At 66.3% G+C, this 13,472-nt stretch carries 11 protein-coding genes; 3 read left to right on the forward strand and 8 right to left on the reverse strand.

Translation table 11 applies throughout. The annotated features are described in order from the left end of the window. Window positions 1-164: 164 nt before the first annotated feature. The 5 genes from AC1DYI_RS14055 to AC1DYI_RS14075 all read right to left on the reverse strand — a co-directional run bounded on the left by AC1DYI_RS14055 (window position 165) and on the right by AC1DYI_RS14075 (window position 5,186). Window positions 165-644 (reverse strand): glycoside hydrolase family 18 protein, encoded by a 480-nt coding sequence (locus AC1DYI_RS14055; protein ID WP_477204741.1) that lies wholly within the window; start codon window positions 642-644, stop codon window positions 165-167. A gap of 30 nt (window positions 645-674) precedes the next feature. Continuing rightward, window positions 675-2,303, reverse strand: a complete 1,629-nt coding sequence (locus AC1DYI_RS14060; RefSeq protein WP_477204742.1) for a discoidin domain-containing protein — start codon at window positions 2,301-2,303, stop codon at window positions 675-677. A 217-nt stretch (window positions 2,304-2,520) separates the two neighbouring features. Next, entirely contained in the window at window positions 2,521-3,741 is a 1,221-nt protein-coding gene (locus tag AC1DYI_RS14065; protein ID WP_477204743.1) for a hypothetical protein, read from the reverse strand. A gap of 151 nt (window positions 3,742-3,892) precedes the next feature. Next, complete coding sequence (locus tag AC1DYI_RS14070) at window positions 3,893-4,366, reverse strand: cupin domain-containing protein (RefSeq protein WP_477204744.1); 474 nt, start codon at window positions 4,364-4,366, stop codon at window positions 3,893-3,895. 13 nt (window positions 4,367-4,379) lie between these two features. Further along, the gene (locus AC1DYI_RS14075; protein ID WP_477204745.1) at window positions 4,380-5,186 is read right to left on the reverse strand and encodes an MBL fold metallo-hydrolase; all 807 of its coding nucleotides are present in this window, start codon (window positions 5,184-5,186) and stop codon (window positions 4,380-4,382) included. Window positions 5,187-5,266: 80 nt separating this feature from the next. Between AC1DYI_RS14075 and pdxR the strand changes: the two genes are divergently transcribed. Continuing rightward, window positions 5,267-6,718 (forward strand): MocR-like pyridoxine biosynthesis transcription factor PdxR, encoded by a 1,452-nt coding sequence (gene pdxR, locus AC1DYI_RS14080; protein WP_477204746.1) that lies wholly within the window; start codon window positions 5,267-5,269, stop codon window positions 6,716-6,718. Here pdxR and AC1DYI_RS14085 read toward each other — a convergent pair. Both AC1DYI_RS14085 and AC1DYI_RS14090 read right to left on the reverse strand, forming a co-directional pair. After that, window positions 6,715-8,262: a methyl-accepting chemotaxis protein gene (locus AC1DYI_RS14085; RefSeq protein WP_477204747.1), complete on the reverse strand. Its 1,548-nt coding sequence runs from the start codon at window positions 8,260-8,262 to the stop codon at window positions 6,715-6,717. The two genes, pdxR and AC1DYI_RS14085, sit on opposite strands and share 4 nt — an antisense overlap. A 61-nt stretch (window positions 8,263-8,323) precedes the next feature. Beyond that, a complete protein-coding gene (locus AC1DYI_RS14090) occupies window positions 8,324-8,878 on the reverse strand; it encodes a hypothetical protein (protein ID WP_477204748.1) in 555 nt (184 codons plus the stop codon). Between the two features lie 411 nt (window positions 8,879-9,289). Here AC1DYI_RS14090 and AC1DYI_RS14095 point away from each other — a divergent pair, with 411 nt between their 5' ends. Beyond that, window positions 9,290-10,288 (forward strand): sulfotransferase family protein, encoded by a 999-nt coding sequence (locus AC1DYI_RS14095; RefSeq protein ID WP_477204749.1) that lies wholly within the window; start codon window positions 9,290-9,292, stop codon window positions 10,286-10,288. A 14-nt stretch (window positions 10,289-10,302) separates the two neighbouring features. Further along, a complete protein-coding gene (gene chrA / locus AC1DYI_RS14100; protein WP_477204750.1) occupies window positions 10,303-11,532 on the forward strand; it encodes a chromate efflux transporter in 1,230 nt (409 codons plus the stop codon). 82 nt (window positions 11,533-11,614) lie between these two features. Here the strand turns inward: chrA and AC1DYI_RS14105 are convergent. Further along, the coding region (locus AC1DYI_RS14105) for a fibronectin type III domain-containing protein (protein ID WP_477204751.1) at window positions 11,615-13,472 on the reverse strand (1,858 nt) is incomplete at its 5' end.

A 13,472-nucleotide genomic window follows, 5' to 3' on the forward strand; every position in this document is an offset into this window, starting at 1 on the left:
TATCTGCCCTGATGGCCGGGCGCGCGAGCGCGCCATCTGGTCGAACCCGAAGGGCGGGCCGAAATGGGGCGCCCGCAGCGCCGCCAAGCCGGGCAGATACCACGAGGTATCTGCCCGGCTCGTCGACTCGCGATCATCCCCATTGCGGCCCGTCGCAATGACAGCTATCTGCGGGACAGGGCACTAACCTGGACGAAGTGGCTGAAGTTGGCGCGATCGCCCTGGTCGACGGCTTCGAAGTCGACGTTGATGCCGGCGAACCGGTGGGTCTGGGCGAACGACACGAGGTTGCCGACAGCCGCATCCAGCGACGTGGTCATCACTGCATGCGCGACCGTCGGGCTCCACTCGCCGTTCTTCACGTTCGAGACGCAACCATAGGCCGGGATCTTCTTGCGGCGCAGGAAGTCGATCGCCTGGGTCGGAGCCGGGTCCCCATTGCCGACGACCGCGCCCTTGCTGGTGATGTTGTAGTAGTCGATCGATGCGGCGTTGAAGTGCTGGTAGTGGGCGGTCAGTGACGCATAGTTGTTCGGGTAGCCCGAGTAGTAGGCCAGCACCATCGGCTCGGCAGCATGCGCAGCGTCAACCGTCTGTAAGGTTAGACAGAAGACGGCAGCCAGCAGGGACAGCGTTCGGTTCATGGGCGTTGGTGATGCGGTTGACCTGCAGGCTCAATGGCCCAGCACTTCGATTTCCCAGAACGTCGGTTTGTCCACCGCCGTGTTGCAGACGAGCTTGACGTAGCGTGCGTTGACAGCCTTCGGCAGCACGACGATCGTCCGCGTATCGGTCTGGCTCGCGGCCTTGGTACCGTGGTAGGCCTTGGTCCAGGTCTTGCCGTCGCTCGAGATGCGCAAGGTGTAGGTCGTCACGCGGCTGCGGTACTCGTCGAGCACGAACTGGTTGATCGACTTCACGCTGCCCAGGTCGACCTGCCACCACTGCCCGTCGACCGCCGCCGAGGCCCAGCGTGTCATCGTGTTGCTGTCGGCCGCCGAGCCGGGCGGGTAGCTGCCTGAGTACTGGCTGCTCGCAGTGGCTGGGCGACCCTGCGACAGGTTGGTCGGTGGCTGCTGATAGCGAACGTTCTTGACCCACAGGAAGCGCGAGAAGCGGTCGATGGCGGTCGTGCCGACACCCGGCGTCAGGTCTTCCGACGCCATGCTGACGAAGGCATCGGGCCGGAACTGCGACATCAGCAGGTAGCCGGTGCGCACGAAGCTGGTCGGCGACGAGTTGCCGTCGCCACTGCTGCCGTCGACGCGGCCGGCGTAGTGGTTCGGGCCCAGCGTCATCACGTCGACAAAGGTGTTCGCGAACGGTGCCAGTCGCGTGGCCGTGACGCCAAAGCGCCCGCTGGTGTAGGCCCGGTGCAGGCCGGCCACGTCGAGCGAGCCGTGGTTGGAGTCCTCGCCCGCGGTGGCCGGCGGCGCGTAGGCCCAGTGGTAGGCGACGTTGCCGTCACCGTCGGTGTAGGCCACCACACCACTCTGGAAGAACGCGTCGATGTTGGTCTGGATGATGCCTTCGTAGCGGCTGACCCGCGCGGCATCGTCGGCCAGGACGCGATGTGCCTCGGCCAGGTTCTGCAGGCCGTAGTTGAACATCATCTGCTGGTTCCACGGCACCGGCTCGCCGGGCTTGTAGGGGCCCTTGTCCGAGAACCGATAGAGGTTGCCGCTGGACAGATCCAGCAGCGACGCGGCCACGTGGTGGTCCCACGCGTAGTCGGCCTCCAGCACGTACTTCTTCGCCCGCGCGAGGTAGGTCTTGCCGTAGTGGCGCGGGTCGCCATCAGRCACGTTCAGGTTCCAGACGGCCGGCGTCTGCAGCACCAGCCGCGCGCAGTGGCCGAGGTGGCCGATCGGGTCGCCCTGTTCACCACCGGTGCCGATGGGCGTGATGTCCACGTTGTTCGGCCAGGCGGGGTCGATGCGGCCGGTCCAGATCACGTACTGGCCGACCGGCTTGGGCGCGAGGTCGTTGCGCTCGGACAGCACCGCGTCGCAGAACGTCAGCATCTTGTCGAGGATCACCGTGTCGTGCGAGATCTCGTAGACCAGGCCCATCGCCTTCGTCTGCTCGCCGCTGGCGCCCTGGGCCCAGGCGTTGCCGATGTTGTCCTTCGCCGGGCTGATCGTCGTCAGGTAGGCCTTGAACGAATCGATCTCGCTTTGCGCCACCGGCCCGCTGAAGCTGCTGACGACCATCAGGTTCGAGTCGGCTTGCCCGGTGTTCCGGGCACAGGCCGCGCCTGCAAGAAATGCGCAGGCCCAGGCCGCGACGATGCGTCGGTCCATCGGTTCTCCTCCTCGTCGGTGGCGGGCGCCGGATCGCGGCGCACGCCCGTTGGTATGGTGGGGTCGATCGACTCTATGCGAAGCCCAGGCGGCTGGCATGGCGTGGATCCACCGACCCGATGTGGTGGATCCCCTGAGATGGCGCGGCGGCAGATGGCATCAACCTTCGACAATGTCCTGCAGCGCCAGCCCGGGCGCCTGGCTGGCCTCTCGACGCTCACATGGGCGCAAGCGGGTTCTTGTTCTGCTTCGCGAGGACGTACCAGGCAGTGGCCCCGATGTGCAGGGCGCTGAAGTACTTGTCACTGCCGTCGCCCGTCGCCAGTCCGTCCTTCGATGCGGCGATGATGCCTTGGCCATCGGCGTGGGGCCCGTTGACCTGCGCCGACTCGATGCTCGCCAGGTACTGCGCCACCAGGGTCGCATCGCCCGTCTGGTTGCGCCGCTTCAAGGCCAGCGCCGTTTGCGCGGTGCCTTCGAACCACACGCCGCTCGTATCCGACGCGCTGAAACTCAGACCGGCGTAGGGGCCGGCGCCTTTGAGCGCCGTGGTCGACCACGTCAACGACGCCGCCGAATTCGGGTTCGGCATGGCGAGATAACCCCAGGACTGCACGTCCTCGGGAAGCAGGCTCTTGTTGACGACCGAGTTGCTGGTGTCGGCACCCGTCCAGTAGTACTTTCCGGAGGCATTCCACATGTGCAATTGCACGTAGTTCGAACTGGCTGCTTCCAGTTGTGCCCAGGTATGCCCCGCGGGGGCCGCTGCACCCGAGGCATCGAGAATCGTGAAGAGCGCATTCACGTCGATGTTGTATTCGGCCGATGACCACTTGATGGCGGTCCGCTTGGCGGTCCAGCCACCCAAGAAGCCACCGAATCCCTTGGTCGTGTAGGTGTTCCTGACAGCCCAGTCGGCGATGCTCGTGGCGGCATCCAGGTACTTGGCGTCGCTCGTCTTGCGGTACAGCTGCGCCAGGGCCAGGCCGGTCCAGGCCACGTTGCCGAGGTCCGCGCCGTTGTCGTCCTTGCCGATCTTGCCGGCGGAACTCACGTTGTAGCTGTTCAGGACGCGTCCATCCGGCACGGGCGCCTGGCTTTGCAAGAGGATGAACGCATCTCCGATCACGCGTGCGCGCACCATGTCGTCCGGGGTTCCCCGCGCCAGGTAAGCGAGCAACACGAGTGCGTTGTCGTAGGTGAAGGCGATGTGATCCATCTGCAGCTTCGGCGTGGAGACGTAGCTCTGTACCAGGCGGAGCGTGGATCCCGCATGGTATTTGTCCATCATCTTGTCCAGAAACAGGTAGGCATTGTCCAGGGGAACGCTCACCGCTGTGGGCTCGGTGCCGTCACCGGTGGCCTGCGCGGGGTCGAACGCCAGGCAGGCGGCCACGGTCAGGGGAAGCAAGGCGGCGAACCGGATCAATTGACGCATGTGAATCCTGGTGGAAGGCGTTGCTGGACAACGTGGCGTTCCTGCGCCTGCAAAGGAGCCTGCGGGGTCGATCGACTCTATGCGAAGTCCCGGCGGCCGGGATGGCGTAGATCCACCGACCCGTTGTGGTGGATCCACCCATGCGCCGACATCACTCTTCGACGATGTCCTGCAGCGCCAACCCATGCGCCTGGCAATACTGCTGGTACTCGGCAAGCTGCGTCGCCGCATTCGCGCGGCCGCGCACCACGCCGCCCGGGCCCAGGAACTCGACCTCGCCCATCACGACGACCAGCGCGACCATCGTCTCGTCGCCGACGATCTTCCACCAGTCGGTGTTGCCGGAAGGCTCATACACATAGTCGCCCGGGCCGATGATCTCGCCGGTGCACAGCTGGCGGCTGCCGCTCAGGTTGTAGGCATGGATCTCACCCGAGTGGCGATGCAGCGGCATCACGACGCCGGGCTCCATGCGCAGCAGCTCGACGAAGCCGCTGCCGCCCGGCAGGAAGCGCAAGGGCTTGGCCGACTTGCCCGGCGTGCTGGACGGGATCCACGGCAGGCCGGCGGTGGTCGAGAAGCGGGCGGGCAGGTACTGCTGCAAGGCGGTTAGTCCGTTGGTCATGTCGATTCCCCAGTCAGGCTTCGATGGCGTGGAAGAAACGATCGAACGAGGCATCGACTGCGGCGCGGCCTTCGCTCGTGATGTTGCGGCCCCAGCTGAAGCCGAACACCTGCTCGAAGGCGAACGGCGCCAGCCGCTCGCGCATCGCCCGCACGTCGCTCGCCTTCATCGGGATGTAGTTCGGGTAGCTGTACATGAAGCCGGCATGGCGGCGGTCCGACGCGACTTGCAAGGCATCGCCCGGGAACAGCGCGCCGCCCGGTGTCGGGCCGTCTTTCCAGTGCAGCGCGGTGCTGCCTGCGAAGTGGCCACCACAGCGGATCAGCGTCACCGAATCCGAAAGGCGCTTCGAGTCACCGCGCCAGAACTCGACCTGCGGCGCCGGGCGCATCACCCACTCACGATCGGCCTCGTGCAGCAGGATCGGCACGCCGCCGAGGGCTTCGCTCCACTCGACCATCGCGCTGTAGAAGTGCGGGTGCGAGATCGCGATCAGGTCGACACCGCCACGCGCCTTCAGCGCGGCCACGGCCTCGGGCGTGACCAGGCTGACGCACTCCCACAGGATGTTGCCGGCGTCGGTGGGCAGCAGCAGCGCGCGCTGCGGGATCGCGAACTCGCTGGGCAGTGCGATGCCGAGCAGGCCGTCGTCTTCATCGATTCGCAGCTGGAAGCGCTTCGACAACTCTTCCTGCGTGGTCCAGCGCTGGCCTTGCCAGCCGACGTATTGGCGTTCGTCTTCGCAGACCCGGCAATGAGCCGGTGGCACCGGTGTGTCGGCGTACTGGGTGCCGCAGGTTTCGCAGATGTAGCGGGTCATGGCGCGCTCCGTATTGATTTGGAATGGCGCCAGCTTAAGATTCGACTGGATCCCAGGATATGCCAGTTATGACTATTTCCATGGTGCCAGTTTTTCCCTTCGACCTGACGCTGCCAGCGCCCGGCAGTGGCACGCTAGCGCAATCGCTGCATCAGCAGTTGCGCGCCGCCGTGCTCGATGGCCGCTTGGTGGCGGGCAGTGCGCTGCCTTCGACACGCGCGGTGGCTGAGGCGCTCGGTGTGAGCCGCAACACCGTCGTCACGGCGTATGACCTGCTGGTGGCTGAGGGCTACGTGCTGCCGCGCCCAGGCGCGAAGGCGGTGGTGGCGGAGATCGCCACACGCCGTGCGGCCAAAGCACCACGCGCCGCCAGCCGCCGGCTCGAAGACGAGCGCCTGAACCCGCTCTGGCGCGTCCCCTTCATGCGGCCCGAGGCGCCGCGTGTGCTGCCCGAGCGCTGCTTCCGGCTCGGCGTCCCGGACCATCTTCACTTTCCGCACGAGGTGTGGCGGCGCCTGACCGCGCAGTCGCTGCGCGCCTGGTCACGCACGCGCTTCAGCTACCCGCCGTCCGAAGGCCTGCCCGAGCTGCGCGAGGCGATCGCGCAGCATGTGGCCTTTGCGCGCGCGGTGGCCTGTGTGCGCGACGACGTGCTCGTCACTTCAGGCGCTCAGCAGGCGTTCGATCTGCTCGCACGCCTGCTGGTGACACCGGGCCAGACCAAGGTGGCGGTCGAAGAGCCTGGCTATCCGCCGCTGCGCGCGGCCTTTGCTGCGGCCGGTGCGCGGCTGGTACCGATGCCTGTCGACGACGAAGGGTTGTGCGTCGATCAGTTGCCGAACGATGTGCGGGTGATCAGTGTGACGCCGTCGCACCAGTCGCCGACCGGTGTCGCGCTGTCATTGCGACGGCGCATGGCGCTGCTGGCGTTTGCCCGCGAGCGCAACGCAGTGGTGCTGGAAGACGACTATGACGGCGAGTTTCGCTTCGGTGCGCGGCCGCTGGACGCCTTGCAGACGCTGGACCGCGACGGCCTGGTGTTCTACATCGGCACGTTCTCGAAGAGCCTGTTCCCGTCGTTGCGCAAAGGCTTCATCGTCGCACCGGCATGGGCGCGCGATGCGCTGGTCAGCGTCAAGCATTGCGCGGACTCCCACTGCGACACCATCACGCAATCCGCGCTGGCCGCCTTCATCCGCGAAGGCCATCTGGCGCGCCATGTGCGGCACATGCGGCCGATCTATGCGCAACGCCGCGAGGCGCTGCTCGGCGGCCTGCGGCGTGAGTTGGGGCAGTGGCTGGAGGTGATCCCGTCAGAGGCCGGGCTGCACCTGGCGGCGCGCATCCGCGATCCGGCTCGCGCGGCGGCGATCGTCGAAGCGATGCACCGTTGCACCCCCGGCGCCCAGACCACCGCCGACTACGCGATGCTGCCCGGCCCGCCCTGGGCGCTGACCTTCGGCTACGGCGTCATCGACGCCGACGAGATCGGCCGCGCGCTCAGGCGGATGCGCCGAGCGCTGCTGGCTTAGACATATGCGGGCTGCAGCCGGAACACGCTGACCGCGTCGACCAGGCCACCGGCTTGCTGCTTCAGGCTTTCGGCCGCGGCGGCGCTCTGCTCGACCAGCGCCGCGTTCTGTTGCGTCACTTCGTCGAGCTGCACCACGGCCTGGTTGACCTGGCCGATGCCGCTGGTCTGTTCCAGCGTCGCGCTGCTGATCTCGCCAATCAGGTCGGTCACGCGCTGAACCTGGCCGACGATGTCGGCCATCGTCGCACCGGCGTCGCCCACCAGGCGTGAGCCGGTCTCGACGCTTTCGACGCTGGCGCTGATCAGCGTCTTGATCTCCTTGGCTGCCTGCGCCGAGCGCTGCGCCAATGCACGCACTTCACCCGCCACCACCGCGAAGCCGCGGCCCTGTTCGCCGGCACGCGCGGCTTCAACCGCGGCATTCAGCGCCAGGATGTTGGTCTGGAAGGCGATGCCATCGATGGTGCCGATGATGTCGGCAATCCGCTTCGAGCTGTCGGTGATCTCTTGCATCGTGCTGACCACCTGGGTCACCACCTTGCCGCCCTTGGCCGCTGCGGCGCTGGCCGAGTTGGCCATCTGCGCGGCACTGCGAGCCGTGTCGGCGTTGTTCTTGACTGTCGAGTTCAGCTGTTCCATCGACGCCGCCGTCTGCTGCAGGCTCGACGCCTGCAACTCGGTGCGACGGCTCAGGTCGTTGTTGCCCACCGCGATTTCGACCGATGCGGTCTGCATCGTCTCTGCCGCCTGCTGCACGTGGCGCATCGTGCGGCCGAGGTCGTTGTTGACCTTCTTCAGGGCCTGCAGCAGATTGCCCACCTCGTCGTGCGACCGGACGGTGATCTCACGCGTCAGGTCGCCTTCGGCCACGGCCTGGGCCACCGCCACCGCCTGGTTCAACGGCCGCGTGATGCTCAGCTGGATCCGCCAGGCGATCAGCACGCCGGCGACCAGCGCGGTGATCGACAAGCCGACGATCAGGCCGACCGCACTGCGGTAGGCCACATCGGCCTGGTCGTATCGCTGCTTCGACGCCAGCTTGATGGCGTCGATGACGTCATCGAGCGCCTTGATCTGGGCCAGCTGCGCCGGCCGGACTTCTTCTCGCATCGCCTGGGCAGCGCCAGGAACGTCGTCGGACATCGACAGGTCGATGGCCTTTTCGATCGGTGCCTTCGTGGCGGCCAGCAAGGTGGTGGCCTTCTCCAGCGCGGCCTTGACCTCGGGCTCGATCGGCATCGAGGCCAGTTGTTGCGCCGTGCGGTCGTAGTCCGCGCGGGCCTTCTTCATCTGGTCGAATTCTTTCTTCTTGAACGCCACGTCGTCCTGCAGCACCGCGTCGCGCAACGCCATGCCCTGGTAGCGCACCAGGTCACGCATCGCGTTGGCCAAGCGTTCAGGCGCCTCGCCCGTCACGGCTTCGAGATCCGCCTTGATGGCCGACAGCCGGCTCAAGGAGATGGCGCTGATGAGGGTCATCAGCACCAGCACGGCGGCAAAACCCAGGGCCATACGGGCGCCCACTTTGAGGTTCTTGAACATGGGTGTCTCCGGCAACGGCCTGTCGAGCAGGCCGTGCGGTTAGCAGGGAACGGGCAGGCGCTTACTTGGCGGTCACGCCGGCGTGCAGCACGCCGATCGGCTTGCCGCCGTCCAGCACCGGGGCCGCCACGTGAACGCTGGGGATCTGCGTCGACGTGTCGGGCTTGATCTCACCGGCGGCCCAGGCCTGGCCCTTGATCGCGTTGGCGAACACCGGCCGGTTGGCGTTGTTGAAGATCAGCGGGCGCGTGCTCGCACCGACGAGATTGCCCTTCTGGTCGCGCAACACGATCTTGTTGACCGTGTCATCGGCTTGCTCCCATTTGGCGATCTGCAGGCTGACCTTGCTGGTCAGCGCGGTCTTGACGGCCGGGTCGCTGTCGCTCAGCTCGATCCACTTGCCGTTGTTCATGCCGCCACTGGTGTGGCCGTTGGCTTCGCGCACCGCGGCCAGCACGGCCGGATCAGCGGCGAGTTCGGTCAGGCGCTTCTTGGCCTTCTCGACCTTGGCGACCACTTCCGAGGGCAACTCGCCGGCGTAGGCGGGTGCCGTCAGGCAAGCCAAAGTGGTTGCGGAAATGGCCATCAGCGCGGCCAGGCGCAGCGTGTGTTTCATCGTGGTCCCTGAGAAATTGGATGTCTGCAGTCTGGTGCGGGAGACGGTTCGTTGCCGCCTTGCACCGAGCGGTGTATCGGCAGGTTTCAGCACGGGTTGAGGGCTGTCATCGATTGAAGTGACAGCAATTTCGACGCCTGCCTTGGCGATCCGGCGATCCCCCGTCCGGAAACAAGTCAAGACGGATTCGTGTGCGGAATTCCCCACACGGCCGATCAACACCTCCCCCTAGCCGTCGATGGCCAGGGGGACGCCGGCGCGAGTCGCAATGACGCGCAACCCACCCGCGCGGCGTCGTCCCGACCCACCCCTACCTTGGCCCACCGCCCACCTGCTTCTACCCAGTGGCGTGGCGGCGCGCGGCCCATTTCCAGACCAGATGTACAGAGAGGCCCGCCAATGAAAGTCTTCATGATTGGTACCCAGCGTTCAGGCTCCAACCTGCTGCGCCTGATGGTCAACCAAGCTCCCACCATCGCGGCGCCTCACCCCCCTCACGTGCTGGAACGCTTCACGCCGCTGCTGCCGGCCTATGGCGACCTGCAGAACGAATCGAACTTCAGGCGCCTGATTGATGACGTCGTGCGCCTGGTCGAAGTGAACCCGGTCTCGTGGGGTGTCACCTTTGACCGCGACAACATCCGCCGGCGCTGCCGGGACAACAGCCTGGTCGCTGTGTTCGGTTCGGTGATGGACCACATGGCCGACAGCCACGGCAAGCCCGACTGGATGTGCAAGTCGCTGGCCAACGTGCACTTCCTGCCCGAGATCGAGCGCTACTTCGGCGCCGAGGCGCGCTATCTCTATCTGTACCGCGACGGGCGCGACGTCTGCCTGTCGTTCCTGAAGGCGGTGGTCGGCGAGAAGACGGCCTACCACGTCGCCAAGCAGTGGGACGTCGAACAACAGTTGGCGCTGGATTGCGGCCGCCGCGTGCCGTCGTCGCAGTTCCTGGCGCTGTCGTACGAAGAATTGACGAGCAACCCGGAGTCGACGCTGCGCCTGCTGTGCCGTTGGCTGGGCATCGCCTTCAGCCCGAAGATGCTGGACTTCCATGAGTCGGAAGAAGCCAACAAGACCGCCGCTTCCGGCAAGCTGTGGGAGAACGTCAAGAAGCCGGTGATGGCCACCAACACCAAGAAGTGGCTGACCGGCATGACGCCCGACCAGATCATCGACTTCGAATCGGTCGCCGGCCAATCACTGATGCAGCTGGGCTACGAGCTCGAGTTCGTCGGCCGCTCGCAAGCCGCACGCACCTACGACGCCGAGGCCAAGGCTGCGCTCGATGCCGACAACCGCGCCCGCAAGGCCACGGTGAAGGAAGAGCTGCCGCCGGAAGATGCGGCCGCACGCAAACCGCAGGAAGACCTGCTGGCGTCGATCCGTTCGCGCCTGGTCACGGTGTGAAGGCTAGACTGGGCATGAGCGACATCACCAGCACCGTCGAGGTCACCCCGCTGACCGAATCGATCCCCACCCCCGTCAGCAAAGGCCGTTTGTTTGCCGACTGTGCCCTGCTGGGCCTGACGGCCTGGGGTGGCTTCATGGCGCTGCTGGCTCAGGCCCAGGACCGCTTCGTCAAACAGCGCAAATGGGTGTCGGAGAAGGAGTTCCTCGACCTCATCGCGCTGGTGACGATGTTGCCCGGGCCGCAGGCCGTCAACGCGATCGCGACGATGGGCCACCGCGTGGCCGGCTGGGGCGGCTTTGCCGCCGCGCTGGCCGGCATCGTGCTGCCGGGCTTCTGCATCATCGTGGCGCTGTGGTACGGCTATTCGATGCTCAGCGGCCACCCGAGTGTGCTGCGCGCCGTCACAGTCGGCGTGCTGCCGCCGTTGGCGATGATCCTCGCCCAGGCGGCTTTCAACCAGGCCAAGAAGGCCACGCCGGGTCCCAAGGAAAAGACCTTGGCGGCCGCCGCGACCTTGCTGCTGCTGTTGATTCCGTACTGGGCAGCACCGATCTATGTGCTGGCCTTCGGCGCGTTGGTGTCGACGCTTCTTTGGCCGGCGCCGCAGCAAGCCGAACACGTTCCCAACCGCCGCCTGCGTCCGCTGGAGATGCTGTTGTGCTTCGCGCCGGTGAGCCTGGCGATCTTCCAGCTGGTGCCGGCGTTGTTGCCCGAGGCGCCGGTGGCCCAGGTCGGGCTGGCGTTTGCCGGGCTCGGCACCACGCTGTTCGGCGGCGGGCTGGTGATGATTCCGTTGCTCGAGGGCTTCATCGTCGACCACCTGCAGTGGCTGGACCACGCCGGCTTCAGCGCCGCGCTCGCCGCCAGCCAGTTGACGCCGGGCCCGATCCTGAGCGTGGCCACCTTCACCGGCATGCAGGCCGCCGGCCTGGCCGGTGCCGTGGCCGCCACGATCGGCATCTACCTGCCCACGGCGCTGATCAGCGTCGGTGTCAGCGGCGTGGCCGATCGGTTGAAGGGCTCACGCCGCTTCCAGCACGCGATGATCGGCGTGCGCTGCGCCGTCGTCGGGCTGATCGCCGGCGCCGCGATCTCGCTGTTGATGAAGCTGCCGTTCAAGGCCGTGCCGTGGCAGACCGTGGCGCTGGTGGCCGCGGCCTACTTCACCGTCTGGCGCTTCAAGCAGCCGCCGTACGTCTCGCTGCCGGTCGGCGTGGCGCTGGCCTGGTTGCTGCTGTAAGGATCCAAGCCTTTCGACAGTTTCGACAGGCCCGAGCGCCCAGCGCCGGGCCTGTTTTTTCTGCTCCGGCCTTGAGGGCCTGCTAGCGCCCGAGCTGAGAAGCACAGGGGTTCACGCCGCCCGTGGCCACCCCATCGGCCACCTGCCACAGCCCAATGCCCAGGCTGTAGTTGCGGCCACCGTTGTTGTCCCAGGTGCCATTGCCGTTGTTGAACACCGTCTGCCAGCCGGTGGCCTGCCCGAGGTTGACGGTGTAGACATCCCAGCCCGTGCAGGCCGGAGCCATCGGCACGCCGGGCACCGGTGTCCAGTTGCCGCCGTTCGGCGCGTAGTGGATGTTCACCGTCGTCCAGCCTGTCGGCACCTTGTAGTACACCGTCGCCGAGTTGCCCGATGCGGTGGTGACCTGCGTCGCAACGGAAGGCACCGACTGGTTGCCGGCCGCGTCTTCGGCCTTGACGGTGTAGCTGTAGGTCGTCGACGGCGTCAGGCCACTGTCGCTGAAGCCGAGGCTGGTCGATGTGCCCACCTGACTGCCATTGCGCAGCACCAGGTATTGCGCAACGCCATAGTTGTCGGTCGACGCCGTCCAGCTGAGCTTCAGAGTGTTGCCCGTGATGTCCGACGCCACCGGCGCGCCTGGCGCCGTGGGCGCCTGGGTGTCGGGCGCGCGCGTGGTCACGTTGCGGGCCACGCTCTTGGCCGACTGGTTGTTGGCCGCATCGTAGGCCGCCACCTGGTAGCTGTAGGCAGTCTGTGGCGTCAGGCCGCTGTCGGTGTAGCTGGGGATCGGCGTGGTGCCGACCGAGGTGCCATTGCGGAAGACGCGGTAGCCAGTGACGGCCACGTTGTCGGTCGACGCGGGCCAGCTCAGGCTGACGCTGCGGTCGGTCAATTGGCCGAGCGTCGGCTTGGCCGGCACGCTGGGTGGCGTGCTGTCAGTCAAGAGAAACGGGTAGACCCCCGGCACCGTGCCGTTCAGGTCTTCGGTGAAGCCCGAGTTGCCACCGGTGCGATAGGTACCGGCGCCGACGTAGACCTGCTGGATCTCCGAGCGCGTGACGTTGCCGGCCGCATCGGTCATCTTCACGTAGTAGTCGAGCAGCTGGTTGCGGTACTCCGACAGGTAGGCGTAGTAGAGGTTGCCGATCTCCTGTGCCGRCACCACCTTCAACGTGTCCATCGTCGGCTGCACCCAGCTGACGCCGTTCATTGACGGCTTCATATCGCGCACCTGCATCGGGTAGGCTTTCCACGCACCCACCTTGCTCGGCGTGATGTTCAGGCCCGGCTTGCCGACCATCTTCTTCGGGCTGTAGACCTTGTAGGTGTCGTCGTCGTTGTCGATCGCGTTCTGGCTGTGCACTCGCACCATCAGCTTGGCCGAGGCGATGCCTAACACATCGAAGCCGTAGGTGTAGACCGCGAAGTCTTGGCTGTAGTGCTGGACCGTCCAGCCCTCGGCCTTCGAGCCATTGACCGAGCCCGGGTTGTAGGGGTAGCGCTGCGGCCACCAGACCGACGGGCCGGTGCGGTCCTTCGCCAGGTTCGCGCTGACGTACGGCTTGGAGAAGGCGAGCGAGTTGTTGAACGCCAGCGTCGGCTTGACCACGTCGTCCTTGTTCTCGTCGTAGTAGCCGAAGCCGGAGTCCATCGCCGGCAGCAGGAAGTACCAAGCCAGCTCGGCCGGGTTCGCACCGCCCGCATAGTCGGCCGCGGCGTTGCCCTTGACCGGGAACGACAGCATCCACGGGTTCAGCTGGTTGCCGGCATGGGTGACCTGCTTGTCCAGCGCGCTGGTCGGCGACCAGTGGTTCGGGTGCGCGTCGAGCCAGATCTGCTCGGCCGTCTTGGCGTAGTTCAGCGCCGGCTGCAGCAGCGCGAAGTTGCGCTCCAGGTAGTGCCAGCCGTGTTCGAGGCTGACGGTCGCGCCCTCGTTC

The sequence above is a fragment of the Ideonella sp. P3_A4 genome, assembly GCF_056403075.1.

What these genes read in the sequence shown, in the direction of transcription:
- AC1DYI_RS14055 (WP_477204741.1), bottom strand. Translation starts at nt 644, where the DNA reads ATGAACCGAACGCTGTCCCTGCTGGCTGCCGTCTTCTGTCTAACCTTA.
- AC1DYI_RS14065 (WP_477204743.1), bottom strand. Translation starts at nt 3,741, where the DNA reads ATGCGTCAATTGATCCGGTTCGCCGCCTTGCTTCCCCTGACCGTGGCC.
- AC1DYI_RS14070 (WP_477204744.1), bottom strand. Translation starts at nt 4,366, where the DNA reads ATGACCAACGGACTAACCGCCTTGCAGCAGTACCTGCCCGCCCGCTTC.
- AC1DYI_RS14075 (WP_477204745.1), bottom strand. Translation starts at nt 5,186, where the DNA reads ATGACCCGCTACATCTGCGAAACCTGCGGCACCCAGTACGCCGACACA.
- pdxR (WP_477204746.1), top strand. Translation starts at nt 5,267, where the DNA reads ATGGTGCCAGTTTTTCCCTTCGACCTGACGCTGCCAGCGCCCGGCAGT.
- AC1DYI_RS14085 (WP_477204747.1), bottom strand. Translation starts at nt 8,262, where the DNA reads ATGTTCAAGAACCTCAAAGTGGGCGCCCGTATGGCCCTGGGTTTTGCC.
- AC1DYI_RS14090 (WP_477204748.1), bottom strand. Translation starts at nt 8,878, where the DNA reads ATGAAACACACGCTGCGCCTGGCCGCGCTGATGGCCATTTCCGCAACC.
- AC1DYI_RS14095 (WP_477204749.1), top strand. Translation starts at nt 9,290, where the DNA reads ATGATTGGTACCCAGCGTTCAGGCTCCAACCTGCTGCGCCTGATGGTC.
- chrA (WP_477204750.1), top strand. Translation starts at nt 10,303, where the DNA reads ATGAGCGACATCACCAGCACCGTCGAGGTCACCCCGCTGACCGAATCG.